Raw genomic sequence first — 23,870 nt, 5'->3', positions numbered from 1 at the left:
AATATTTTATTTAAATATTCTAAGTATTATATAACCTTTTAAATGAAAATAGTATTTATTTGTTGTAAGCTATTTACTCTAACTCCATATTTCACAAAGTATATATTACTATAGCAGGGATAAAATATTAATGAATTGAAAATATGTATTTATAGGAGGTAATACTTATGATGGGCTTATTTGACAATATTTTTGGCAATGGCAATGATGATGACAATGAAAATAAGAAAAGTAAAGATGAAGGAAGACTTACACTTCATAAAGAAGAGCTTGATATAAATAAAAACCACGTTCAAAAGGGTGAAGTTGAATTAGGCAAGGAAATTATTGAAGAACAAAAAACAGTTGATGTTCCCGTTACTCATGAAGAAGTTGTTATTGAAAGAAAAGCATTAGATAACGAAGCTAGTGATACACATATTAGTGATGAAGAAAGCATACGTATTCCAGTTAGTGAAGAAGAGATTAATGTGGATAAACACACTGTAGTAACTGGAGAGGTATCTGCTCATAAACGTGAAGTCGAGGATACAAGGCACGTTGATGAAACCCTAAAAAGAGAAGAAGCTCGCATAAACACAAATGGTGATGCAGAAATAGTAGATAAAGATACAGATGAGGGCTTGCATTAAATAATTTATAAAATAAATAAAAAAACACCTCTCAAATTATATATTAGATTTAGGAGGTGTTTTTTAGGAGGATATATTATGTTAAACAAAGATGTACCTAATATAGAAAGTAGTCAATATTTAGCAGGCGCTATTATTGGTGGAATAATTGGTTTTATAATTTCTATTTTGTATAAGTTCTCTATTTTAACTATACCCGGATTTGTAACTATATTTACAATTACATCAGTTGACCCAATCATAACCGGAACTATATTAGGCATTGTTGTAGGCGTAATTATAGGTATGTTAATGCCTCAGAGTAAGACATATGAGGACAATATTGAAACAAATTCAAGAAGGATGCATAGAGATATGAAAATGCAACTTCGCGAAGAACAGATGAAAATATCTAAAAACAAAATACAAACTGGTGAGGTTTCTATTCATAAAGAAGTTTTAACAGAAGAAAAGAATATTACTGTACCTGTAAAACGTGAGGAACTTGTTATTGAAAACACTGTTTGTGATTCGCAATTTCATAATAAATCAGAAGGTCATACTAAGACTATTCGAATTCCTATAAAGGAAGAACGTATCGACATAAAAAAGAAACCAGTAGATTTAGAAGATGTTTCAGTTAGTAAGGATCAATATGAGGAGGTAAAGCATATAACCGAAACATTAAAAAAGGAAGTACCTCATATTAGTATTAATGGAGATGCAAAAATTGTGGATAAGGAAATCGATAAAAGATATCGAAGTTAGAAATATGGGATAATTAACAGCTCTAAATACTTTCTGATTGTAAAAAGGGAGGGTTAGGAACTTTTTTGTTTAACGTCACAACTGAAAAATGTATAATTTACTAAAACACTATATTATTCAAGTTAGAATTTTATGGTGTTTTTTCGTGGCATTTAAATATTATGTCTAAGAATGAAATTATTATAGTTTAAATTAATTAAAAGAATGTTCCTTCAAAAGTAAATAAAGAGATGCTTCAAAACACTTTATTTTACATATTTAGTTATATATAAAATGGAGGTATGATATAATTTTCTAAAGATTTATTTTAGGTTAGGTGATTATATGAAATTACTACCAAATTGTATATCCTTTAGTAGAATAATTTTTTCTTTGACTTTAATTTATACCAAGCCATTAAGCTTAGCCTTTTATGTAATATATATAATTTGTGGATTTAGTGACATTATGGATGGATTTATTGCTAGGAAGACAGGAACAACGAGTAGTTTGGGTGCAAAGATTGATTCAATGGCTGATATGATAATGGTAGGTGTATTATTATTTTTAATTTATCCAATTGCAAATCTTACAAATAAAATTGTCATTTGGATTATTTTAATTGGTATTATTAGATTAGCATCCATGTTTATAGCAATGAAAAAATATAAAACCTTTGGAAGTGTTCATACTTATGGAAATAAAATTACTGGCTTAGTTTTGTTCCTATTTCCTATATTGATTCCATATATTAATACAACTGTGCCAATGTATATAATTTGTTTTGTGGCAAGTATATCAGCAATTGAAGAATTGATTATTCAACTTACATCAAGTCAATTAGAATTAAATAAAAAAAGTGTATTAATAAAATTATAATAACTTACAATCTTATTATTTAATGTTTTTAAAGAGTTATTGTTATTATAATTTTAAATATATTATTTGTAATTTAGACCTATTATGTTTCTGATGGTATTTTGATATGGCAAAGTATATAAATACTGAATAAAGTTTAGGATAATAAATAGTGAACTATATCATAAACAAATACCAAAAATAACCTTAGTCATTGATATTACGTGGCTAAGGTTATTTTTTTAGATTTAAATATCCTATCATTTTTTAGTTATTTTAATTTTTAGATATTTAAAATCACTGCCTAAAATATATTAAAGAATAGAAATAAAAAATGTTGTTAATATAATTTTTAGTATAATTATATTAAATATTGAAGTGTTTTTTATTTCTCAATCGTTATATTAAATGTAAGGATAAAAAAGGGTGGTGACAGTTATTGAAAAAGAAAAATTTGGAGATTGTATAAAACAATATGAACGGTTAATTATTACTATTTGTCTATCCTTTACAAAAAATTACTTTGATGCGGAAGACTTGGCACAGCAAACCTTTTTAGCTGCATATCAAAATTATGAAAGATTTGATGGTAGCAACTTTAAAGCTTGGCTAACTACGATTGCTGCAAATAAGTGCAAGGATTATCTTAAGAGTAAAGCAAGAACAAACGTTAGCTTATCAGAGAAAGAGTATGAGAGTTTGAGAGATCATGGAGATTCTCCCGAGGAAACAGTAGTGAAAAAGAATACTATTGAGAGAATATATAGATTATGTAATAAGTTAAAAGAGCCTTACAGAACTGTAGCCATAAGCTATTTTTGTAAAGATATTAAACTTTCACATTTGGCAAAGGAAACTGGTAAAAACATTAAAACCTTAGAAACACAACTTTATAGGTCAAAAAAATTACTAAAGGATTTATGGAAGGAGGAGTTTATGTGAAGACTACATTATTTAATAAAGAAGGACATTTAACTGAAGATACAGTAAAGTTACTTAAACTTGGCACTCTTAAGGATGAAGAATTGATTTCTATATTGGAACATATTAGTGATTGTCAGGAATGTGCTAGTGTATTTGCAGATAGTTTTGAAGGTGATGAACTTGCAGAAGCTCCTTTAGGGTTTGAAGAAAAAGTACAAATTAAAATAAAGAATAAGAAAAAAAGTAATATTCACTTTAGTTTTTACTGCGCTAGAGTTGCAGTTGCTGCTAGTATAGCATTGATGATGGTTTTTTCAAATGGATTAAATTTTATAGTTAATACAAAAACAAATCATGTGAAGCCATTGGATTTAAGTTTTATAAATTCATTTAATTCAGATCTTAATACCTTTTCTGAAAAAATAATTAAAATGGAGGTCTTTAATAGTGATAAATAAAAAAAGTAAGTTTTTAACTTTTGTTTTTTCAATGTTGCCTGGTGCAGGGCATATGTATATGGGATTTATGAATATGGGTGTATCTTTTATGTCTGTATTTTTCTTTATAATATTTCTTTCTACCTGGCTTGATATAGGACCATTATTATTTATTTTACCACTTATTTGGTTTTATTCCTTTTTTGATTGTATAAATAGATTAAGTTTAGATAATGAAGAATTTTTACTTTTAGAAGATAAGTATTTATTCTCTATTGATAAGTTAGCAAAATTAGATAAAAGTATATTTGAAAAACGTAATCTTGCTGCCGGTGTAGTATTATTGATTTTAGGAGTTTATTTAATGGCAGATAATATAATGAATATTTTATCACAATATATTCCACAACAATTTCATTCTGTTATTAATAACTTTATGAGACAAACGCCTAAGATAATTATAGGAGTGGCAATAATTGTTATTGGTATAAGACTTATTATAGGGAAAAAAAGGGAGTGTAAAATAGATGCTTAAGGGACGTAGAGTAGGTACATTAACTGCAGGAATTATTTTAGTTATATTTGGTGTAATATTTTTACTAAGATTAGTTACTGCTAATATTAATATTTATTTAATAGCATCTCTTTGGCCCATTATATTAGTGCTTTTAGGAATAGAAATTATTGTAGCCTATATAATAAACAAAGAAGAAAAAATGAAATATGATTTTGGTGCAATAGTATTAGTTATTATTTTAGTATTCTTTGCTATGGGGATGGGGGTAGCAGAATTCGTAATTAACCATTTGGCCCAGTTTAAAGGAATAATTTAATATAAATAAAAAATAGTAGCGTTATAACCGGTGGTTAGGCTACTATTTTTTATGTTAACATGAAAAAATTAATGATAAAAAGTATTAATATTTTAAGAATAGTAAAATTCATAGAAAAATATTTTACTCCAAATATAATTCTTATAAAAAATGGAGTGAACAAAATAAATATTATTTGAAAATTTATATATTTTTATTTTGGATTTTCACTTTATTTAATTGTATAGATAGCATCTTATAAAAAATATTTACACAATTAATCATACTAATTGCGCATAAAAATAGTATAGGAAAATTATATCTTTGTTGACCTTCGAAAACAAAAGAAATAAATACAAAATATAAAATATTTAAAACTAGTATAGATTTTATATATGGGACAGTTAATTCTTTATTAAAAAAACTGATCAATATATATTTAAAATTATATACAACATAAAAGAATCCGAAAAAGTCTAATATATAAATAATAGCATTAAAAAAATTACTAAAATAATTGTTTCTTAAAGCAGAGTAATTATTTTTTGCATTACTGTTAATTGCCCATTGGTATATATATCCTGAACCATTAAAAAACGTATTTTTTATTCTTAAAATACCCATTTTAATAAACTTATTAGGGTGATGAAGTATCCACCTTTTTGCTTCTTGTCTAAATATATTATTTAATTCTGGTTTTAACATAACTTGATTTATTTCATTTTTAATGCTACCTTTATAGTAAAATTTATATTCTTTAAATTTACTTTTCATCTTATTAGATAAATCTATATCTGATATACGCATCCATGCTCCACTTTGATTATTACTATTATTATTAATAAATAAAACATATCCACCATTGTAAGATACAGGAATTAATAAATTGAAATGTTTATAATTTCTATAAGTCCAAGGTGCAACTATTAGAAATACAATTGAATAAGAGATAAGAAATATCTTAAATGTTTCTTTTATATTTTTGTTTTTTAACCATTCTGTTATTGCTATTATTATAGGATACAATATAAAGAAAGGTTTAGTTAAAGTAGCTAATCCTATGAACAAGCCAATAATTGCATATCTGAACTTATTATTAAAATTACACAATTGCAAGTATATTATTATAGATAATAATAAAGTTATTAATACCTCTGAGCCTAATACATTATTATAGGCAATATAATTAGGTAAGAAAGCGATAATAAAAAATGTAATATATATTAATTTTTTATTGTGAAATACTTTTAATAATATATTTAAAATAATCATTAATGTTATGGATGAAAATATTACATTTAATATTTTGCCTAAGATTATATCGGTTGATCCCATCAATCTATAAAAAATTCCTAAAGTAAAAGGATATCCCATTGGTTGAAATGCTATAGGTTTTCCTTAATAATAGTGACCTTTTCCCATAAAAATATTAGTAGCTATTTCTTGATACTTTTGGAAATCAGATATAGGCTTGCAGGGAACTTTTAATATAAAAAAAATATGTACTAAAATTCCTAGAAGAACTATTATCCCAAAATATATTTTATTTTTTTAGATTTTTTATGTATAGAGCCCATTAAAATTCTCCTTAATTTAAGAGTTTTTGTGCAAATTATGTAATATTATTCTATAATATATATATCAATAATATATTCCATAATTTTTATATTAATGTAATTATATCAATAATATCTACAAAATGTAAATAAAATGGAGGATTTAACAATAATTTTTAGAGAGGAGTATTAATAATGGAAAAATTCATATCTATAATATGTTAATTAGTATTAATAGGTTTTATTATTTTTGATTACCTTTTTATATTAAAATTTAATCAAAATGGAGATGATTATATGTTAATAGTAATTGAAAGAGAAAAATTATATGAAGAAGTTTGGAGTATAAAGATGAAGGAGCTAGCAAAGTTGTATGGAATTTCAGAAGCTACTCTAAGAAAATATTGTAGAAAATTAAATGTACCATTTCCGCAGAGTGGATATTGGATTAAAGTTAGAAATGGAAGTAATCCTAAAAAGGTAAATTTACCACAGTTCGATGGAGAGAATAAAATGGTTATACAAAAGCATGAATATAATAATCAGTATAGCTATACCAAGGAGAACAGACTAAAATATATGACAGAAGAAAAGAAAAATAAGATTTTAGAGTTTTGTAATAATATAAAAGTGCCGAAAAGTTTATATAAGCCTCATCAACTTATTAAGGAAATTAAATTTTACAATGACAAAAGAGATATGATAAGAGATGGGAGAGCTAATAATCTAAATATGAAAGTATCAAGTGAGTTGAAGAACAGAGCTATTAGGATAATTGACAGTATCTTTAAAAGTTCAGAAAAACTAGGATTTAAGATAAAAAGTAAGGATAAAGATACTAGAATATGTGTAGGCAATGAAGAAGTTAGAATAGGATTGAAAGAAAAACTTATTAGAGTTGAGCATATTAAGACTGATAAAGATTCATATTGGGGTCCTAAATATGATTATAATTACTCTGGTGAATTATTATTATTTATTGATGAATATTATGCTCCAAGAAAAAATTGGAGAGATCTAGATAATATCAAATTAGAAAATATGGTGGGGGACTTTATTATTGCTGTTATTGACACAGCTGAGATTCTTAGAATCCAACAAGAGAAGGTAAAAGTAGAAGCTGAAATAATAAAGAAAAAGAAAATAGAACAAGAGAAGTTGAAAAAGAAACAAGATTATGAAATGAAAAGGAGTAAGGAATTGAAGATTTGTGCTGAAAATTATATATTATCAACTAAAATAGATGAGTACATAAATACATTGGAAAAAGAACTAACCAATATTATAGACAAAGAGAAAAGAATTAAAATTTCTAAATATATAGAATGGGCAAAGGAAAAATCAGAATGGATAAATCCTATTATTCAAAAAGAAGATAAAGTACTTGGAAGGAAATATGATGATACATTATATGATATTGAGTACAAAGATGATGAGGATTATTTATGTATATATGATTAGGAATTCTCTATTATTTAATAATATATGTAACTATAATTATTAGGTAAAAAAATAATATCAAATGGTGTAAAAAGTTTTATGCTAACTAAGATTTTAGGAGGCTATTAATATGAAAAGAGAAAAAATTAAAACTCCAAAAGAGGAAATTGTGAATTATTGGTTTTCTAGAGTAGATGAATGTAGATTAAGTGTAGATGCATCTGAGGCACATGAAAGATGCTGGAGATGCGGATGTAAAAAATCATTGGAAAGATGTCATATTATTCCACACTCTTTAGGAGGTGAAGATAAACCTTCAAATCTTGTGCTACTTTGTCACAGATGTCATTTAGAAAATCCTAATGTCACAGATCCAGAGATTATGTGGGATTGGCTTAGTGCATATGGGACGACATTTTATGATACATTTTGGGCAATACAAGGGATAAAAGAATATAATAAATCATTGAAAGAGGAGTTTGAAGTAAGAAATATAAAGGATATTAATAAGTTTAAAGAAATAGTTACAGAGCAAATCGAGAAAACAACATTTCATTATGGTCACCCTTATCTAAATTCAGCAACATTAGCAGGAGTTATTAGAAGTGTATTAAAAAAGTATAAATAATAGTTGTTGTATGTTGAAAATACTAGAAATATTATTAAAAAGCTAAAGAGCATTTGGACCCTGATAAAGATAAGAAATTTTTAGACATTCAATTGAATTTTTACTTAAGCCACATTTGGGGATAGTTGTTTTCAAGAAAAACTTAAAATATTTTTGATTTTTTTAGTTTTCCCTAGTGTGTTTTCTTCTAAAGTATCATATAATTCATGATATATATTGGTTGGTAAAATTTGCAAAACTTTGCGATTTGTTTTGGCAAGCATCATTATGCCCAACAAATAAGCCGCTTTTTTCTAGGCCTACAAAGAGATTATCTAGTCCCAATATTAGTTAAAATATACCCTGCAGATAGGCTTATTTTATCTATTACAGAAAATGGTCATTTGAAGTTAGAAAACATGATATAATTACTATTAGTTAAGGTAAAACAGTAAGGTATAACGCCTTGTTGCTATTAACATTTTGTATTTAATTGTTATCTATATCATTTGTGGAGGTGCAACAAATGAATTTAACGAAATGGGATCAATATTTAAGATATGTTGAATTATGCAGAGAAAGAATACAGTCATTTTCTGAATATCCATATTGCTTATCAGCAATAAAAGATTTATCTAGAATAGAGTTTCATCCCAAAGTGACATATATTGTAGGTGAAAATGGTACTGGTAAATCAACAATACTTGAAGCTATTGCTATAGCATGTGGTTTTAATCCAGAAGGTGGAACTAGAAATTTTAATTTTTCAACAAATGATACTCATTCAGATCTATATAAAAACCTTAAATTGGTTAGAGGAGTTAAAAGACCATACGATGGTTTTTTTCTAAGAGCAGAAAGCTTCTATAATGTGGCTACAAATATAGATGAAATATATGAAATAGATGATTTAGATCCATATGGGGGAGTATCACTACATTCACAGTCTCATGGAGAATCTTTTTTATCAGTTGTTAGAAATAGATTTAGCGGAAGCGGTTTATATATTTTGGATGAGCCAGAAGCAGCATTGTCTCCATCAAGGCAAATGTCTATGCTTGTTATAATGCATGAATTAATACAGAAAAATTCTCAATTTATAATAGCTACTCATTCCCCTATAATAATGTCTTATCCAGATTCAATCATTTATGAATTAAGCGATGGTATAAAAGAAGTGATGTACAAGGATACTGAACATTATAAAATCACAAGAAATTTCCTTGATAAACCTGAAAAAATGCTAAAAATACTTTTATCTGAAGAGTAAATCTCTTTATTGAATTGTATTACCATTACCAGAAATAATATTTTTGAAAGGGAAGTGTGGTTTTTTTTAGGAGTATATTACTTACATAATTTTTATTGAAAGGAAGTTAATAAAGCTAAAATGGCAGATATTGCTTTTGAGTATATAGATCTCACTAAATAAAATATGCTTTATGTAGAAGCAGGATAGCTTTGCCTTGATTGGCTGAGCCATCCTGCTTTTTCACCGTCTTTATGCGAATATATGTCATATAATTATACTATTTAATTAGATGATACCGGATTATGGAAAGAAGAACTGAGGAACACTGTTCGACGCTAGTATATTGTGGATAATAAAAACAGATGAGGTTTTATATAATAACGCAAATTGAAATTAAAGCGACGTAACTATTGAATATGAAAATATGAATAATGTCATTTGATAATTGAATAATGTGGTGCTAAAAGATGGAGTGATTTTACATTTATTTTAAAAGAATGTAAAATTAAATTATATAAATATGATATGATTACTACAATATAATATAAAAATAGTAATATACTGTAAAATGCAGATTATTTATATAATAGGGGGAAAATTTAAAAATGAATAATAAAAAATCTAACGAGATTTACACTAAAAGATTGCTTTTGAGAAAATTTGAGATTTGTGATTTTGAAGATTATTATGATATTTTAAAGCAAGAAGAAGTTAGTATGTGGCTTGGGAGCGGAAAAAGAAAAAGTCCAGAGGATGTTATACTTATAATGAAAAATTTTGAAAAACATTGGGTTGAAAATAATTATGGTGTTTGGGCTGTAACAAATAGAGAGACTAATAAACTTATAGGTCAGTGTGGATTTAATATTCTTGAAGATACAAAAGAAACAGAATTGTTATATGCTTTTGATTCTAAGTTCTGGGGAAAGGGTTATGCCACTGAAGCTTCAATGGCTGCAATTGAATTTTTATCTGAAAACTTTAAACTAAATCATGTAGTTGCATTAGTCTATCCTAATAATAATAGATCAAGTAATGTTATTAAGAAAATAGGATTTGAATATAAAGGAATAGAGGAACATTTTGGTGTAGAATTATTATATTATAAATTAAATTTAGATAAATCGTCGTTTAAATAAATTAATATAAACGTATAGAGTGTAGTACATAACTTTATTATTTTATGTAACAACAAAAACTAAATAATGAGATATTAGAAAATATAGTATAATTGACTCATAATAGGCAAATAAGGCGAAGAAAACTTATATTGGGAGGGAAAAAATGATTTTGGCAGTTGAATGTATTGTTGCGTGTTGGGTATTTACTTTGTTGATATTTTACAAAGGGAGGACTATTTATGAAGTTAATTGCACTTATAGAAAATAAATCTAACTCTAAACTCATAGGAGAACATGGACTAGCTGTTTATATTGAATATAATGGTAAGCGCTATCTTTTAGATACAGGAGCATCAAATACTTTTACTGACAATGCTCTCAAGTTAGGTGTGGATTTGAGCATGATAGATGCTGCAATTCTTTCTCATAGTCACTATGACCACTCTGGTGGTTATAATGGTTTTTTTGATAGAAATAAGAAAGCTAATGTGTATGTTAGAAAGGAAGCCAAGGAATTATGTTATGGTAAAATAGGACCATTTAAGCGCTATATTGGTATCCCAAAAGGTATTTTAGATAAGTATGCAGATAGGTTTATTTATGTACATGGAGATTATAAAATTCATGAGGGTGTGCATCTTATATCACACAAAACTGATAATCTAGAAGTTAGAGGCAAAAAAGCTCATATGTATCGTATGACAAAGAATGGATTAAAGCCTGATGATTTTCATCATGAGCAAAGTTTAGTGTTTGACACTGATGATGGTTTGGTAATTCTAAATAGTTGTTCTCACGGTGGTATAGATAATATTGTGAAAGAAGTAAAGGCCACTTTTCAAGGTAAGAAAGTCTTAGCAGTTATTGGAGGATTTCATTTAATGGGACTTACCGGTACAAGTTCTATGAGTATTAAAGCTGAAGAAGTTAAAGCCCTTGGAAATAGGTTGGTTGATTTGGGAGTAGAGCATATTTATACTTGTCATTGTACTGGAGAGCCAGCTTATAAGATACTGAAAAAAACATTAGGTGAGAAAGTAGAATATTTTAGTACTGGAACTGTTGTAGAACTGTAAATAAGATTTTAGTACTGGAACTGTTGTAGAACTGTAAATAAGATTTGTTTAGGCTGGATATATTCTATATAATATAAAATATATTAAGAAAGATATTTTAAAATTATATTTTAGAAGATATATAATAAAGTATAGTAAAATTAAATGAAGAGGTGAGAAATTTGATTAAACATATTGTAATGTGGAAACTAAAAGAATTTGTTGAAGGAAAATCCAAGTTAGAAAATGCTAATATATTAAAAACAAGTTTAGAAGATTTACAAAATAAAATTGACGTACTTAAGTTAATTGAAGTTGGCGTAAACATTAACGATTCCAAACAAGCATATGATGTTGTTTTATACTCAGAATTTGAAAATCTAGAAGATTTAAATTTATATCAAAATCATCCTGATCATTTAAAGGTTGGAGAATTTATTAATAAGGTTAAAGAGGAAAGAATAGTTACAGACTATGAAGTGTAAAATAATAATCTAAAAAGAGTAGAAAAAATTTATCTACTTTTTTTTGTTTTATTATGAGATTTAATTTGAAATTGATTGGTTTTTCCCATCATATAAGCTAATTTAATCATATCTTGTTCTTGCAAGGTGAGTTTCGTATTAAACATTTTTTCAAATTGTTTAAAGAGGTTTACTGTGTCTATTTTTGTTTTTGTATTTTTATGTCTACAAGTAGTTGTATTATTCATTGGTTTATATATTTTAGTTTTTATTTTTTCTGAGTAGATTTTTTTAAAAACTTCAGTAGTATAGAAAGCATCATTAAAAGCATTATGAAAATCATTATTTTTAGTTATATGGAATAATTCAACAGCATTACTAAGTCCAATATTAACAGATTTAGGATAGTTTAAATATTTACCTGTATAGGCTTGAACATTTATGTATTCTTTAGGGATAGATTTAGTATCTAATTCGTAATATACTATGTTCCTAAATAACTCCTTCATATCAGTCATGCCCCAGATACAGAAAATATTCTTATCTTTATTTTCTTTGTTTAAAAACTCCAAAAAATCTTTGTAAACATCTCTAAAGGGTCTTGCTTTATTTAAAGAATCCATTGTGAGGTTAGTAAGATTTTTTACAAAAGGATTTAAATCTGAATATATTTCAGGTTTTACTAATGCATTAAAAGTATCAATGGTAGTGAAACCTTCATTGAGCTTTATAGCTCCTATCTGAATTATTTCAAAAGGACATTTAATTTCAAAGTGGTTATTATATCCCTGATTAAATTCTAAATCAAATATTATATAGTTCATAATTCATCTCCTAAAATATCAGTTATATTTAGTATTTTATGTTGTATTTGTATAAATATTTATTACTATAATAACACAAAAGAAGAAGTTAATTACAACAGTTCTTACAACTATTTTCCTAGTTGGTCATGGAACTATAAAAGACCCATGATATTATGTTTTTCTCAAAGTAGAAAATATTACCAACTTGCTATAGGTGTAACTGGAATGCCTTATGGTGATACTGATATTTATGATAACGGTCTGGCCGGTCATTTAGATATGTATTTCTACAATAGTGTAGGACATTCAAATCCTGCAATAGATCAAACACACCAATCTAATGTATTAAAAGCAAATGGACAATAGTTTTTAGAGAAAAGTACTTTTTAGTTAAGTAAACATAAATAAGCATAAGACAGCAGTTAGTCTCTGTCTTATGCTTATTTACAATGAGAGAATAATAGTTTAAAAGCTCTCACATAATGGGGGCTTTTAGTGTGTTTAATTCACATATAGAAAAATATTTTACTATTTTGTATAATTGTAATAGGCTTTTGTGATTTTTTATATACATAGGTAACTTATTAAATAATCATAAAAATATTATTAAGGGAAAGAGTATAATAAATTTTTGAAAGGGGTTTAATATACAAGGTGATATTATGGAAAGGATAAAGATATTAATTGTAGAAGATGATATTAATATAAATAATATGATAAAAGAATCTTTAATAAAGGAAGGATATGATGCAGGACAAGCTTTTCATGGACTTGAAGCTGTGGAAAAATTTCAAGGTGAAGAGTGGCATATGGTAATTATGGATGTTATGATGCCGGTTATGGATGGTATTGAGGCAATGAGAAGGATTAGGGAAAAAAGCAAAGTTTCAATTATAATACTTTCTGCAAAGGGAGAAGACAGTGATAAAATAATAGGACTTGGTATGGGAGCGGATGATTATATTGTAAAACCATTTTCAATATCAGAGCTTATAGCAAGAGTTAAATCCAATATAAGAAGAGCTATTTACTATAATGAAACTAGCGCTAATAATGAAGATAAAATATATCAGTATGGTGATATAAAATTTAATATGAATAAATATATAGTTACAAAAGGAGGAAAGGAACTTGCTCTTACTGCAAAGGAAATGAAAATTCTTAAGCTTTTTTTTGAAAATCCAAACAGAGTATTTACCAAAGTTCAGATATATGATAGTGTATGGGGAGAAGAATTTTTATCAGATTATAATACGGTAACAGTACATATGAGAAGACTTAGAAGTAAAATTGAGGATGACTCTAATAACCCTAAACTTATAGAAACTGTTTGGGGAATAGGATACAAATTAATAGGTGACAGATAATGAATTGGTTATTAATAATTATTATAATAATATTATCTACACTATTATTAAATGATAAAATAAAAACTAAAAGAATTACTGGAAAATTAGAAAAAATTCTTAAAGAAAATTCAAGGGAAAGAATAAAGTTTTATAATTTAAGTGCAAATAATAAGGAACTTGTTAGAGAAATTAATATTTTTCTTGATAAATATGAGAGTATTTCTATTGATAATAAAAATTATAAGGATCATCACCAAAAAATGATTTCAAATATTTCTCATGATATAAGAACTCCACTTACTGCTCTTATGGGATATGTTGATCTTCTTTCAGATAATTCTATTACAAAAGAAAAGAAGGAAGAATATATTAATATTATTAGAGAAAGAGGTACTGCTTTAAAAGATCTTATGGAAGAGTTTTTTCAAGTGGCAAAGCTTGAATGTAATGATGTGGACATAACTATTGAAAAATTTAATATATCAGAAATAGTAAGAAAGAATATAATTACTTTTATGAATGAAATAAATGAAAGAAATATAACACCTGAGATAAACATAGGTGATGAAGAGATTTTTGCTTTAGGGGATAAAAACTATATGAGCAGAATGATAACAAATCTAATTTCAAATAGTTTAAAATATGGATATGAAGGAAAAGTTATTGGTATTGATTTAAAGGAAGATAATAAATGGGTAATTCTTAGCATATGGGATAAAGGAAAAGGTATTGATAAAAATGAGCTTCCTTATATCTTTGATAGATTATATACCGGGGAAAAGTCTAGAAATAGAAATTTTCAAGGTAGCGGCCTTGGACTTAGTATAGTAAAAAATATGGTCCAGCATATGAATGGAATTATAACTGCAAAAAGCATACCTTATGAAAAAACAATATTTACAGTAAAAATTCCTAAAGGTAACAGTTAAAATTGACCGAAAGTACTAAAAATATTAGGTGAAACTTAATAAAGTATTTTAGAGGATTATATCTTATGCAATATTCAAGAAAAAGATTAAAAGCATTTAATTTAATCTCTTATTCTAGTGAATTATTTTAACATAATTAATTTAATAAATTTGTAATAATTACGTAGTTTGGATTTAAGGATTATCCCTTATTATGAATATGGATGAGGGATAATCCTTAATTATTTAATTATAAATTTTTTAAGCATCTATTAATCTTAAGAACTTTGTAGTTTTAGCTATTTGAGAAAATCACATAATTAAAAGGGAGGAAAAACGATGGAAAATATATTACAAACTTATAATCTTACAAGAAAATATGGTACTACAGCTGTAGTTGATAATATTAATATGAATATTAAAAAAGGAGAGATATACGGATTTTTAGGAAGAAATGGGGCAGGAAAGACAACAACTTTGAGAATGATTATGGGACTTATTTCTCCAACAAAAGGAGGATATGAACTCTTTGGAAAGAAGATGGGAGATAGAGAGGTCTTTGGGAGAATAGGAGCAATAATTGAAACACCAGGCTTTTATCCAAACTTAACTGCAAGAGAGAATCTTGATATTCATAGAAGATTGATGGGAATTCCTAATAAGGAATATGTGGATGAAGCATTACAAATTGTGGGACTTACTAATTATGATATTGAAAAGAAAAAGGTTAAGAAATATTCTTTAGGTATGAAACAAAGATTGGGAGTTGCAAGAGCACTTTTACATAAACCAGAACTTCTTATATTAGATGAGCCAACTAATGGACTTGACCCAGTAGGAATTAAGGAAATGAGAGAAACGCTGCTAGATCTTAATAAAAAGAAAGAAATAACAATACTTGTATCAAGTCATATACTTGGAGAAATACAACAACTCGCAACAAAGATTGGTATTATTCATAATGGAAAACTTTTAGAAGAGATTGATTACAAAAGTTTTGAGAAGAAGAATAGGCATTATATTAATTTAAGAGTTAATAATGATAAAAAAGCAATAACTATCTTAGAAAAATCAATGAATATCAGAGATTATGAAGTAATAGAGCCAAATAAAATTAGAATATACGAGATGCTTGATAAATCAAATGATGTTGCAAAAAAAATGATTTCAGAAGGAATAGATGTTTATGAAGTTAATGTTATGAATGATACTCTGGAGGATTATTTTGTAAGACTTACTGGAGGTGGACAAGGTGCTTGATGGATTATATAGTGAGTTCTTAAAGTTAAAAAGAACGGGATATTATATTACTATTTTATTAGTGGGCTTAATTTGTTTACAGTTTAGTACAATGAATAAACATATGATGTCATCTCTAAATTGGTATGGATACTTTTCTAAATTTGAATTTATAGCTTTTAGTATATTTTTTACATTAGTGATCCCCAACATTATTGGGATTATATTTATTAGAGAATTCAGGTATAAAACAGCACCTATAGAATTTTCCTATCCTAATGGTAGATTTGGAGCTTTTATTAATAAATTTTTAATGAGCATAATAGTTATAGCTATTATTTATTTAATGAGTTACATTTTTATAGTTTTAAAAGGTATTATGTTTTTAAAAACTCCCTTAAGCATAGCACCTCTTATAAATCATTTTAAAATATTTGTTATTTCATTTATTTTTCAAGTGGCGCTGGTACCAATGGCAATTTTAGTAGCTTTAATGGGTAAAAGTACGATAATTTCATCAGTTTATTCTTTAGCACTAATAATAGGAAATGCAAATTATCTTTTAGGAAATAAGTATAGTGATTATATATTTTCAATTTTACCAGCGGCACCCGTTGCAAAGCTTAGAACACCTATATTAGAGGTTCCTATACCAGTAAATATGGTAATAAGCAATACTGATATATATATTGGTATTTTTGTATTTGTTTTAGGCATTTTAGGATGCATGTTATTTTATAGAAAAGCTAACATTTATTAAGAAGATAGATAGTATCTTTAATTAGGAGGTCTTTTATGTTAAATATTGTAATATGTGAACTAAAGAAGTTTAAAAGAATTTGGATTCCATTAATTATTGGAGTATTTCTTGTTATTCAATTTAGTTCAGTAACTTTAAATACAGCAGTTATGAAAAATGCAGATGACTTATTTACCTGGGTGAACTTAACGGTGTTTTCCTATGGTTTTCTTGCAGCTATAAATATGCTTATTGCTTATATGTTTATGTGGGAATTTAATAATAACACAATGCTACTTATGTTAACATATAAGCATAAGAGATGGAAAGTCTTTGTTGCCAAAATTATTTCTGCAGTATTAATATCTTTACTATTATATATTATAGAATTTCTTATGCTTACATTAATGAATTATATATCTTTTAGAGATACACTTACAACAGCGGTTATGATAAAACATTTAATGATAACCTTAAAAGCTTTTTTCTTTCAGATGCTTATGATTACGGTAACTGCATCTTTGGTAATTGTAAGTAAAAAGATAATTGTGCCAATAATATATATTGGTATTCAACTTGTAGCTAGTTTTATATTTTTAAGTGAGCCAGCGGTAAGAGCATTTATACCATTTCCACTACCAGTTATATCTAATCTCATGCTAATACGTAATCATCATAAAATTATTAAAGATATTTCAATTATGCCAAGTCAGGTTATAATAGCTACTGTAATGTTTGTTGGAGGCATTGCATACGGATGTTGGTATATAAATAAAATGGAGGTAGAACAATAGGATATATTATTATCGAAATACTAATCTATTAAAAGGGTAAATGAAAAAATAAGTTTCTCTTTTAATATTCTAAAAAATAGAGTGTTTATATGAATTTTTAGATTGTAACAATGCCCCTTATTGTACCATATATAATGAAGCTACAATAAGGGGCATTTCTATTTACATATAAAGAGAAAGCGTCGAATATGGAATAATAAACTATGATAAAATATATTACTAAAAGGTTTTTAATATTTTAAATTTAACTTTATATAAATAGCTATAAAAATTATAATAAAATTATATCGTTATCTAGGTATACTTTTGAAACTTTTTATATTAAAAAACAAGGACAGGATCTTTAAAATAAGAATACTAACTATTTTTATTAGATACTGAAGAATTTTTTATTTGTTAAAGGAAATTATTAGAATATTAAAAGGAGATGACTAAATTTGCATAAGCTGATGGAGAAAAATGTATCTTTGGGTAATAATATTACTGTAATAAAGAGAGGGGAAAACTGTATTGTATATAAAATGAAAGACATTACTGGTGAAGGAACTATGACTTGTTACAATGTGTTCCATGGCATTGATTTAATCTACAATGATTTCCACTTGAAGAATTGCTTTTCAGAATTTATTCCAAAGGTGAAAATGATGGCAATAGATCATTGCAAAACAGGGCGTATTGAATGGCAATTCCAGAACAGTTCATATATATATTTGCAAGAGGGAGATATGCAGATTAATGGAAGAAAGCATCATAATGTTGGATTTGGTTTTCCTTTAAGTCATTATAAAGGAATCACGGTTGCTATATATATTGAAGAGGCATTAAAAACATTATCAACTATTTTTCAGGGATTCTCTATTGATTTGCAAGAATTATATAATAAATTTTGTTATAAAGAATCCCCTTTTATTATGCGTGCAAAAGACTCAATTGAACATATTTTTTCTGAGCTTTATAATGTACCTAGTGAAATACGCACAAATTATTTTAAAATTAAAATTTTAGAATTGCTATTATTCTTAAGTGTAGTAGATGTAAAAGCAAAGGGAGAGGAACGACCATATTTTACTAAAAAGCAGGTTGAAATAGTAAAAATATTATGAAATATATGACTGAGCATATAGATAAAAATTTTACATTAGAAGATTTATCCATAAAATTTGAGATACCATTAACTTCTATGAAAAATTATTTTAAAGGAATTTATGGAACATCAATATATTCTTATATGCGATCTTACAGAATGCAAGTAGCTGCTTTAATGCTACGTGAAACAAATGAAAGTATTACAGTTATTTCAGGTAAAGTAGGTTATGAAAATTCTAGTAAATTTGCCTCTGCATTTAAAAAAGTTATGAATAGCTCACCTTCTGAATATCGAAGAAAATTTGTTTGAATAGAATACTATTTGTAAATTGTTCTGAAAGCTGTTTCTTTATTAATATATTATATATGTGTTTATAAGCTTTCAAGGACATTTTTTAGGCGTTGAAGTTAGAATAGACTAACTTCAATGTCTAATCGGAGCAGGTTTAGGCTTTATGGAGTGGTGAAAATATTTTTCACAGATTAAAATAGGGATTAGTTAATTATAACTAATCCCTATAATTGTTTTTAAAGGCTTATATAATAAGTAGTCTTTTAAATTAAAAAATCCATGAGAGGTGAAAGAGTAAAATGAAAGAAAAAAATTGGTTAGGAACTGTTTTGTCCTTTGCTAAGGAATGCAAAGTAAAGATGATCATTTCCGTATTATGTGCAATAATCAGCGTTATAGGTGGACTCTTGCCTTATGTAGGAGTTTATCAAATAATAATTTTATTTTTTAATGGAAGGCAGATAGTAGAGGACATATTGTTTTGGTCAGTAATATGTCTTATTGGATATATGGTGAAGCTTGTTTTTTATGCCATATCTACTACCTTAGCCCATTTTTCTGCATATACCATACTAGAGAAGATGCGGCTTAATATTGCTGATAGATTAATGAAAGCTCCACTTGGTACTGTATTAAACCAACCTATAGGAAAGATAAAAAATATAATTGTAGATCGTGTAGAAACTATCGAACTTCCTTTGGCTCATATGATACCAGAAGGAATTTCTAATCTACTTTTGCCTATAGGAGTATTTATCTATATTATTATGATAGATTGGCGTATGGCACTGGCATCAATAATTACAGTACCTATAGCTATTATAGCATATGGATTTATGATGAAGACCTTTAGTAAACAGTATGAGAATTATATGGAGTCTAGTAATTATGTAAATAGCGTTATTGTAGAATATGTAGAAGGAATTGAGGTTATTAAGGCCTTTAACCGATCATCATCTTCTTATGAAAAATTTGAAAAAGCAGTGGAATCTTTTAAAGTATATACATTAAACTGGTTTGAAAGCACTTGGAAACTTATGAATTTTGGTGGAGCAGTTTTACCATCAACTTTACTTGGTACTATGCCTATTGGAATGTATTTGTATATAAATGGGTCTTTAAGTCCTGCAGATCTTACAATGTGCCTTATATTGTCTTTAGGAATTGTAGCACCATTAACTAGCTTTACGGTATTTGTAAATGAAGCTAAAGCTATAGAATATGCTGTAAAGGATGCTTATGAATTTTTAAATTTAAAGGAACTTGAAAATCCATTAGAGCCAGTAAATATTTGTAGATATCATATTGAGCTTAAAAATGTATTCTTCTCCTATAATATTGATAAAGATGATAATTTAAGTAGAACAAATAATTATGTACTTAATAACATTAATTTAAAACTTCCTGAAGGAAAATTTGCAGCTTTGGTTGGTCCTTCAGGAGGTGGAAAATCTACGGTTGCAAGATTGATTACACGATTTTGGGATGTGAGTAAAGGCGAGATTAAAATTGGTGGTATTAATATCAAAAGATTTCCTTTGTCACAGCTTGCTGATACAGTGAGTTTTGTAACTCAGGACAATTTCTTGTTTAATTATTCAATCATGGAAAATATACGGCTTGGGAATCCTAGTGCATCTGATGAAGAAGTGATTAATGCCGGAAAAGCAGCTTGTTGCCATGAGTTCATCAAAAATCTTGATAATGGATATAAGACTAATGCTGGGGAAGCAGGAGGAAAATTATCAGGAGGAGAAAAGCAGAGGATTGCAATAGCAAGAGCTATCTTAAAAAATGCACCCATTGTTATTATGGATGAAGCAACAGCTTTTACAGATCCTGAAAATGAAGATAAACTTCAAAAATCAATTGCTGCTCTTACCAAAGGGAAAACTTTATTGGTGATTGCTCATAGATTGTCAACTATTAGAAATGCAGACCCAATCATTGTTATGGAAAAAGGTTGTATTGTAGATATAGGTACACATGAAGAGTTGCTTAAAGAATGCGAACTTTATAAGGATATGTGGCAGGCCCATATTGGTGCAAAGAAATGGGCAGCCAACAATGAGAATGAGAAAGGAGGAGTAAAGCAATATGTTTAAATCAATAAAACGAATTATTCAATGGGCTGGACACCGAAAAAAACGATTATATATAGGGTTTATATATTCCTTTTTTAATACTATGTTTACAGCCATGCCAATTATGGGAGCTGCATATGGATTAAATCTTATAGTAGAGGACATGAATGGGAATAAGAAGTTAACAATAGATTGGGTATTTTATATGTTATTATTTATGGTTTTTACTGTGTTAGGTAGATTTTTGTTTTCTTATCTTCGGGCATCCACCCAAGATAGTATTGGATATGAAGTAACAGCAGAACAAAGGATTAGAATTGGAGATATATTAAAAAGGGTATCTTTAGGATTTTTTAGCGAAAAAAATGCTGGAGAAATTGCCTCAGCTGTAACAACAGATTTATCTTTCATTGAAATGTATGGAATGAAGATGATTGATGTTGTTATAAATGGATATATAAGTGCATTTACAATGGTATTTTGTTTAGCTTTTTATAATTTGTGGATTGCTATAATTGCAGCAGTAGGCATTTTGTTATCAGTTATATTCTTGAAATTACTGGGAGATAAGAGCAATGAAAACGCTCCAGTACATCAGAGGGCACAAGACAGCATGATAACAGCTACTATTGAGTATATTAGGGGAATGTCAGTAGTTAAAGCCTTTAAGCAGAATGGAGTTTCTATAGAGGGTATTCGTAATGCCTATAAGATGAGCAAAGATATAAATATTAAAATTGAAAAAGATTATGTTCCTTATAATTGTCTACACTTATTTGTACTTAAATTTGCATCTGTAGCCATGGTTCTTGTATCAGCAATAATGGCTGTAAAGGGGGCTATGGATATAGCTACAATGCTCATGATGGCTATATTTTCTTTTGTTATATTTGGGCATATTGAAACTATAAATAATGCAGCTCATGTTCTAAAAATTATTGATGCAACATTAGATAAATTAAATGCCATAGAAAGTGCAGATTTTATTGACCAAAATAGCAAAGATATAAAATTATCAACATATGATATTAACTTTAAAAATGTTACTTTTGGTTATGAAAAGCGGGATGTATTAAAGAATGTATCATTCACTATACCAGAGAATACTACTACAGCAATAGTTGGTCCTTCTGGAAGCGGAAAATCTACAATATGCAGCTTGATTGCTAGATTCTATGATGTGGACAAAGGCAGTATATTCATAGGAGGGGTTAACATAAAAGATATAACCTGTGACAGTCTTTTAAAGAATATAAGTATGGTGTTTCAAAAGGTATATTTGTTCCATGATACGGTGCTTAATAATATTCGATTTGGAAAACCAGAGGTAAGCTTTGAAGAGGTGATAAAGGTGGCTAAAAAAGCCTGCTGTCATGATTTTATTATGAGTCTTCCTGATGGATATAAAACAGTGATTGGAGATGGTGGTTCCACTCTTTCAGGTGGTGAAAAGCAAAGAATATCTATAGCTAGAGCAATGCTAAAAAATGCTCCAATTGTTATTTTAGATGAAGCAACTGCTAGTGTAGATCCGGAAAATGAACATGCAATACAAAAGGCTATTAGTGCTTTAGTACATGGGAAAACCATTATAATTATTGCACACCGTCTTGCCACTATTCAAAATGCAGATCAGATACTTGTGGTGGATGAGGGTAGTGTTGTTCAGAGAGGAAGTCATGAAGAACTAATAAATCAGGAAGGAGTTTATAAGAGATTTCTAGACATACGAAAGACAGCAGAGGAATGGAGTATTTAAAAATATTTGTTTTGTGATTTTATCCATATAGACTGAAAAAAGGTGCTGAAAAAGTACCTTTTGTGTATAATTAAAAGCTTATATAAATCATATGCATTATATTTATTGGATAACTTAATCATGCTTTGCATTTAGCATGAATATTTATTTAATAGATATTAATACTAAGTAAAGATAGATAAAATAAGAGAAGGAGATATTTAATATGGCACATACTTTACCAAATTTAAATTATGATTACAATGCATTAGAACCTCATTATGATGAGAAGACTTTGAAAATACATCATGATATTCATCATAAAGCTTATGTAGATGGATTAAATAAAGCAGAACAAAAGCTTCAAGAAGCTAGAGAATCAGGCGATTTTAGTTTAATAAAACATTGGGAAAAGGAAATAGCTTTTCATGGATCAGGCCATATTTTACATACATTATTTTGGGAAAATATGACCCCTAATGGAAATCTAAATCCTGAGGGCTCTATAATTGAAAGAATAAAACAAGATTTCGGGGACTATGAAAAATTTAAAAAACAATTTACTGAAGCTGCTATAGCAGTAGAAGGTTCAGGTTGGACTATTTTAGCATGGAATCCTATGTTTCAAGAATTAGTAATATTGCAGGCAGAAAAACATCAAAATTTAACTCAATGGGGAGTAGTTCCATTGCTAATTTTAGATTTATGGGAACATGCGTATTATTTAAAATATCAAAATAGAAGGGCAGAGTTTATTAATGCTTGGTGGAATATCGTAAATTGGGATATAGTAAATACTAGATATGACAATGCTATAAAATAAATAGTATAGTATTTAATCAAAAACACAATAAAAAATTTACTGTTTATCAGATGCTTTATTCAGATTGTTCAAAAAGAGGGTGTCTCAAAATAAAAATGGCCTTAATTTTAATATATTTATGGTTTTAA

At 27.5% G+C, this 23,870-nt stretch carries 23 protein-coding genes and 2 pseudogenes; 23 read left to right on the top strand and 2 right to left on the bottom strand.

Going from position 1 to position 23,870, the window contains the following annotated elements; translation table 11 throughout:
- The first annotated feature begins 167 nt into the window (after nucleotides 1–167).
- The 7 genes from ACYUDJ_RS11330 to ACYUDJ_RS11300 all read left to right on the top strand — a co-directional run bounded on the left by ACYUDJ_RS11330 (nucleotide 168) and on the right by ACYUDJ_RS11300 (nucleotide 4,410).
- Nucleotides 168–632 (top strand): YsnF/AvaK domain-containing protein, encoded by a 465-nt coding sequence (locus ACYUDJ_RS11330; protein WP_080333542.1) that lies wholly within the window; start codon nucleotides 168–170, stop codon nucleotides 630–632.
- 78 nt (nucleotides 633–710) lie between these two features.
- On the top strand, nucleotides 711–1,379 hold the full coding sequence (locus tag ACYUDJ_RS11325) for a YsnF/AvaK domain-containing protein (RefSeq protein WP_003484980.1): 669 nt from the start codon (nucleotides 711–713) through the stop codon (nucleotides 1,377–1,379).
- A 324-nt stretch (nucleotides 1,380–1,703) separates the two neighbouring features.
- The gene (locus ACYUDJ_RS11320) at nucleotides 1,704–2,237 is read left to right on the top strand and encodes a CDP-alcohol phosphatidyltransferase family protein (RefSeq protein ID WP_042384732.1); all 534 of its coding nucleotides are present in this window, start codon (nucleotides 1,704–1,706) and stop codon (nucleotides 2,235–2,237) included.
- Between the two features lie 408 nt (nucleotides 2,238–2,645).
- Nucleotides 2,646–3,158: an RNA polymerase sigma factor gene (locus ACYUDJ_RS11315; protein ID WP_080333625.1), complete on the top strand. Its 513-nt coding sequence runs from the start codon at nucleotides 2,646–2,648 to the stop codon at nucleotides 3,156–3,158.
- Nucleotides 3,155–3,598: a hypothetical protein gene (locus ACYUDJ_RS11310; RefSeq protein WP_042384734.1), complete on the top strand. Its 444-nt coding sequence runs from the start codon at nucleotides 3,155–3,157 to the stop codon at nucleotides 3,596–3,598. The genes ACYUDJ_RS11315 and ACYUDJ_RS11310 overlap by 4 nt, the downstream gene beginning before the upstream one ends.
- Entirely contained in the window at nucleotides 3,588–4,112 is a 525-nt protein-coding gene (locus ACYUDJ_RS11305) for a hypothetical protein (protein ID WP_003484989.1), read from the top strand. The genes ACYUDJ_RS11310 and ACYUDJ_RS11305 overlap by 11 nt, the downstream gene beginning before the upstream one ends.
- On the top strand, nucleotides 4,105–4,410 hold the full coding sequence (locus ACYUDJ_RS11300; protein WP_003484992.1) for a LiaF transmembrane domain-containing protein: 306 nt from the start codon (nucleotides 4,105–4,107) through the stop codon (nucleotides 4,408–4,410). The genes ACYUDJ_RS11305 and ACYUDJ_RS11300 overlap by 8 nt, the downstream gene beginning before the upstream one ends.
- A 183-nt stretch (nucleotides 4,411–4,593) precedes the next feature.
- Here ACYUDJ_RS11300 and ACYUDJ_RS11295 read toward each other — a convergent pair.
- Nucleotides 4,594–5,966: pseudogene (locus tag ACYUDJ_RS11295) on the bottom strand (glycosyltransferase family 39 protein).
- Nucleotides 5,967–6,242: 276 nt separating this feature from the next.
- Between ACYUDJ_RS11295 and ACYUDJ_RS11290 the strand changes: the two are divergent.
- The 6 genes from ACYUDJ_RS11290 to ACYUDJ_RS11265 all read left to right on the top strand — a co-directional run bounded on the left by ACYUDJ_RS11290 (nucleotide 6,243) and on the right by ACYUDJ_RS11265 (nucleotide 11,905).
- Nucleotides 6,243–7,406 (top strand): helix-turn-helix domain-containing protein, encoded by a 1,164-nt coding sequence (locus ACYUDJ_RS11290; RefSeq protein WP_003484997.1) that lies wholly within the window; start codon nucleotides 6,243–6,245, stop codon nucleotides 7,404–7,406.
- A 109-nt stretch (nucleotides 7,407–7,515) separates the two neighbouring features.
- Nucleotides 7,516–8,013: an HNH endonuclease gene (locus ACYUDJ_RS11285; RefSeq protein WP_003484999.1), complete on the top strand. Its 498-nt coding sequence runs from the start codon at nucleotides 7,516–7,518 to the stop codon at nucleotides 8,011–8,013.
- 505 nt (nucleotides 8,014–8,518) lie between these two features.
- Nucleotides 8,519–9,262, top strand: coding sequence for an AAA family ATPase (locus ACYUDJ_RS11280; protein WP_042384737.1), 744 nt, complete (start codon nucleotides 8,519–8,521; stop codon nucleotides 9,260–9,262).
- 587 nt (nucleotides 9,263–9,849) lie between these two features.
- Entirely contained in the window at nucleotides 9,850–10,383 is a 534-nt protein-coding gene (locus ACYUDJ_RS11275) for a GNAT family N-acetyltransferase (protein WP_003485005.1), read from the top strand.
- A gap of 221 nt (nucleotides 10,384–10,604) precedes the next feature.
- Nucleotides 10,605–11,441 carry an MBL fold metallo-hydrolase gene (locus ACYUDJ_RS11270; RefSeq protein WP_003485007.1) on the top strand — a complete coding sequence of 279 codons (837 nt, stop codon included), beginning with the start codon at nucleotides 10,605–10,607 and terminating at the stop codon, nucleotides 11,439–11,441.
- A gap of 161 nt (nucleotides 11,442–11,602) precedes the next feature.
- Nucleotides 11,603–11,905: a Dabb family protein gene (locus ACYUDJ_RS11265; RefSeq protein WP_042384739.1), complete on the top strand. Its 303-nt coding sequence runs from the start codon at nucleotides 11,603–11,605 to the stop codon at nucleotides 11,903–11,905.
- A 29-nt stretch (nucleotides 11,906–11,934) separates the two neighbouring features.
- On the opposite strand, the gene ACYUDJ_RS11260 is transcribed toward ACYUDJ_RS11265, so the two are convergent.
- Nucleotides 11,935–12,708 carry a 3'-5' exonuclease gene (locus tag ACYUDJ_RS11260; RefSeq protein ID WP_460289639.1) on the bottom strand — a complete coding sequence of 258 codons (774 nt, stop codon included), beginning with the start codon at nucleotides 12,706–12,708 and terminating at the stop codon, nucleotides 11,935–11,937.
- Nucleotides 12,709–12,915: 207 nt separating this feature from the next.
- Between ACYUDJ_RS11260 and ACYUDJ_RS11255 the strand changes: the two genes are divergently transcribed.
- The 10 genes and pseudogenes from ACYUDJ_RS11255 to ACYUDJ_RS11210 all read left to right on the top strand — a co-directional run bounded on the left by ACYUDJ_RS11255 (nucleotide 12,916) and on the right by ACYUDJ_RS11210 (nucleotide 23,742).
- Nucleotides 12,916–13,056: a hypothetical protein gene (locus tag ACYUDJ_RS11255; protein ID WP_187116474.1), complete on the top strand. Its 141-nt coding sequence runs from the start codon at nucleotides 12,916–12,918 to the stop codon at nucleotides 13,054–13,056.
- Nucleotides 13,057–13,352: 296 nt separating this feature from the next.
- Nucleotides 13,353–14,057, top strand: coding sequence for a response regulator transcription factor (locus tag ACYUDJ_RS11250; protein ID WP_003485015.1), 705 nt, complete (start codon nucleotides 13,353–13,355; stop codon nucleotides 14,055–14,057).
- Entirely contained in the window at nucleotides 14,057–14,968 is a 912-nt protein-coding gene (locus ACYUDJ_RS11245) for a sensor histidine kinase (RefSeq protein ID WP_003485017.1), read from the top strand. Before ACYUDJ_RS11250 ends, ACYUDJ_RS11245 begins: the two co-directional genes overlap by 1 nt.
- A 318-nt stretch (nucleotides 14,969–15,286) precedes the next feature.
- Nucleotides 15,287–16,207, top strand: a complete 921-nt coding sequence (locus ACYUDJ_RS11240) for an ABC transporter ATP-binding protein (RefSeq protein ID WP_003485019.1) — start codon at nucleotides 15,287–15,289, stop codon at nucleotides 16,205–16,207.
- On the top strand, nucleotides 16,200–16,946 hold the full coding sequence (locus tag ACYUDJ_RS11235; RefSeq protein ID WP_003485021.1) for an ABC transporter permease: 747 nt from the start codon (nucleotides 16,200–16,202) through the stop codon (nucleotides 16,944–16,946). Before ACYUDJ_RS11240 ends, ACYUDJ_RS11235 begins: the two co-directional genes overlap by 8 nt.
- Nucleotides 16,947–16,981: 35 nt before the next feature.
- Nucleotides 16,982–17,719: an ABC transporter permease gene (locus ACYUDJ_RS11230; RefSeq protein ID WP_003485024.1), complete on the top strand. Its 738-nt coding sequence runs from the start codon at nucleotides 16,982–16,984 to the stop codon at nucleotides 17,717–17,719.
- Between the two features lie 437 nt (nucleotides 17,720–18,156).
- Nucleotides 18,157–19,115: pseudogene (locus ACYUDJ_RS11225) on the top strand (helix-turn-helix domain-containing protein).
- 281 nt (nucleotides 19,116–19,396) lie between these two features.
- Nucleotides 19,397–21,202: an ABC transporter ATP-binding protein gene (locus tag ACYUDJ_RS11220; protein WP_003485030.1), complete on the top strand. Its 1,806-nt coding sequence runs from the start codon at nucleotides 19,397–19,399 to the stop codon at nucleotides 21,200–21,202.
- Nucleotides 21,195–22,940, top strand: coding sequence for an ABC transporter ATP-binding protein (locus ACYUDJ_RS11215; protein WP_003485032.1), 1,746 nt, complete (start codon nucleotides 21,195–21,197; stop codon nucleotides 22,938–22,940). The genes ACYUDJ_RS11220 and ACYUDJ_RS11215 overlap by 8 nt, the downstream gene beginning before the upstream one ends.
- A 205-nt stretch (nucleotides 22,941–23,145) precedes the next feature.
- Nucleotides 23,146–23,742, top strand: a complete 597-nt coding sequence (locus ACYUDJ_RS11210; protein WP_003485034.1) for a superoxide dismutase — start codon at nucleotides 23,146–23,148, stop codon at nucleotides 23,740–23,742.
- The last annotated feature ends 128 nt before the right edge of the window (nucleotides 23,743–23,870 follow it).

Source organism: Clostridium sp. CTA-6, from assembly GCF_054768115.1.
The sequence above is the reverse complement of the archived record's forward strand: the minus strand, read 5'-3'. Positions and strand labels throughout refer to the sequence as shown.